This window comes from Erythrobacter sp. (genome assembly GCF_023653175.1).
In the GTDB taxonomy this organism is placed as follows: domain Bacteria; phylum Pseudomonadota; class Alphaproteobacteria; order Sphingomonadales; family Sphingomonadaceae; genus Erythrobacter.
Genome location: NZ_JAMNXL010000283.1, coordinates 1 through 2,700, shown reverse-complemented (window position 1 = coordinate 2,700; position 2,700 = coordinate 1). Strand labels below are relative to the sequence as shown.

Here is a 2,700-nt window from a genome sequence, read left to right as displayed (position 1 = left end):
TGGAGACGACCTTTTCGGCTCGCGCCTTCCGGCGGTTTGGCTCTGCGCTCGAAGAGCCCGGCGCGCTACCGCGCGACTTGGGCAATGCCACACGCCTTGCTGGTCCCTTTTCGAGCGGGACCATTCTTGCGTTTTGCGATCTGCCGTTTTCGCCGCTGTTCCTGATCGTGCTGGTGATGATCCACCCATTGCTCGGTGTGCTAGGATTGGCTGGCGGTGGAATCGTGTTTGCGCTCGCCGTGATGGCAGAAATTGCGACCCGCGACCCCAGCGAGAAAAGCAGCGCAGTCCAGGCACAGGCCTCGCGTCTGGCCGAAGGATTGGCGCGGCAGCGTTCCGCGCTGGTGGCGATGGGACTGGTCGAGCGCGCCCGCGACCTGTGGGCGGCGCTGCGCCAATCCGACGCGGCCACCGCAACCGAGGCGTCGCGCAAGGAAGCGCTGTTCACCGCGACGTCGCGCGCGGCGCGTCAGATATTGCAGATCATGATGCTGTGCGCCGGGGCGTGGCTGGCGCTGGAGCAACAGATCTCTCCTGGCGGGATCGTCGCCTCATCAATCGTGCTCTCACGCGCGCTGGCACCGGTTGACCTGATTGTGGGGAGCTGGCGGTCGCTGGTACAGGCTCGCAGCGCCTGGCGCGACAGCACCGAGCGGCTGGGCGATCTCGCGCCCGAGGCGCCGTTCCTCCCGCTCCCGCGTCCCGCAGCGCTGCTGTCGCTTGATCGCGTCTCTGCCCGCCTGCCGGGGAGCGAGGTGGATCTGATCCGGCCCTTCTCTGCAGAGATTGCGGGAGGCAGCCTGATCGCGCTAACCGGCACCAACGGGTCGGGCAAGACCACGCTGTTGCAAACCCTTGCCGGGGCATGGCCGATTGCCGGGGGCGTTGCGATGCTCGGCGGACGCTCGATCCATGCCTGGCCCGCTATCGACCGCGGACAATATGTCGGCTATCTGCCGCAGGACGTCGAACTGCTACCGGCAACCATCGCGCAGAACATTGCCCGGCTGAGCGAGGCGCCGGGTGATGCGATCATCGCCGCAGCCGAAGCTGCCGGGGCGCACCAGCTGATCCTGGGTCTGCCCGATGGCTACCAGACGCTGATCGGCCCGGGCGGAGCGCATCTTTCGGCGGGGCAGAAACAGGCTATCGGGCTGGCGCGGGTGCTGTTCGGCGATCCGGTGCTGATGCTGCTCGATGAACCCAGCGCGCATCTTGACGAGGTGGCGGCGGCGAGCGCCATTGCGGCGATCAACGAACGTGTGAGACGTGGCGCGATCGCGCTGGTGGCGACCCACGATCCGCGCCTGCTGACCCACGCCACGCAAATCTACGCCATCGCCCAAGGCACCATCACCGCACGCGCGCCGCTGCGCCGCGACATCCCCATCACGCTGCGCCGCAAGGAGGCTGAAGCATGACATTGATCCCCGGAATCTCCGAAACAACCATCCTGTCAGACCGAGTGGTCAAGGGCGCACTGCTGACCTGCGCGATCGGTCTTGGCGGGTTTGGAATGTGGGCTGGATTTGCCCCGCTTGAGGAAGGTCTGGCCGCGCGCGGCACCATCGTGGTCGAAAATGATCGGCAGGTGATCCAGCATCTCGAAGGCGGGATTGTCGAGAAAACGCATGTCCGCGAAGGCCAGCGGGTCAAGGCAGGTGACGTGCTGATCACCCTGCGTGAGACCGCCTCGCTCGCCAGCCGTGATCAGCTGCGCACTCAGATCGCCGCGCTGGCTGCGCGCGAGGCCCGGATCGAGGCCGAACTCGACAATCGCGCGGAACCCGACTTTGCCGCGCTATACGCACTCAAGCTCAAGTCCGGCAGCATCGACGCGCTGATCGCCGAGGAGGTGAACCTGTTCGAGGCCGAGCGCAGCGCGCTAAGCACCCAGACCCGGCTGCTCACCGAACGGGCCGTCGCTGCACGGCAGACCGCGTTCCAGAAAGAGGACGAAATCGCCAGCACCCGCCGCGCGCTGGAGATTGCACGCAAGGAACTGGGGCGGTTCGAACAATTGCTCGCCCGCCAGATGGTGCGCCGCGACCGGGTGACCGAGTACGAGCGTGAGACCGCACGCCTCTCGGGCGAGATGGCGCGCTTGGGGGCGGAGCGCGATACGGCCCGCGCCAATGCCGCCGATGCCGAGCGTCAGGCCCAGCAATTGCGCGCCGAGCGGCGGCAGCAGGCCTCGATCGAACTGCGCGATGCGCGCGCGGAACGGCTTGCGGCGCTCGAATCGCTCAACAATGCGCAAGATGTTCTGGAGCGCGCCGTGATTGTCGCCCCGGCCGATGGCGAAGTGCTCAACCTTGAATTCAACACGCCCGGCGCGGTGATCCCCTCGGGTCAGACGATCATGGAGATCGTGCCCGGCAATGACGGGATCGTCGCGGCTGTCCGCATCCGCCCGAGCGACCGGGCGAGCCTGTTCGAGGGGCAGAAGGTGCGCACGCAGCTCGCCGCCTACAAGGGTTGGGAAGCCCCGCGCCTCGCCGGGATCGTCCGGGCGGTCAGCGCCGATCTCAAGACCGATACGGCGACGGGAGAGGACTATTACGAGGCGCGGATCGCGCTCACCATGGGCGAAGGCGCCAAGGCCGCCGGGGTTGAAGCGATCCCCGGCATGCCGGTGGATGCCTTCATCTTTTCCGGCCGCAGTCGCACGCTGCTCGATTACCTCTTCACCCCGATTGT

2 protein-coding genes are annotated in these 2,700 nt (G+C 66.9%); both read left to right on the top strand.

The features are described 5' to 3' along the window. Positions 1 to 1,421: ATP-binding cassette domain-containing protein (locus NBV68_RS18925; RefSeq protein ID WP_296313030.1), on the top strand; the 1,421-nt coding region annotated here is incomplete at its 5' end. Then, positions 1,418 to 2,700 (top strand): HlyD family type I secretion periplasmic adaptor subunit (locus NBV68_RS18920; protein WP_296313027.1); only part of this gene is annotated, 1,283 nt, incomplete at its 3' end. The genes NBV68_RS18925 and NBV68_RS18920, both read left to right, overlap by 4 nt.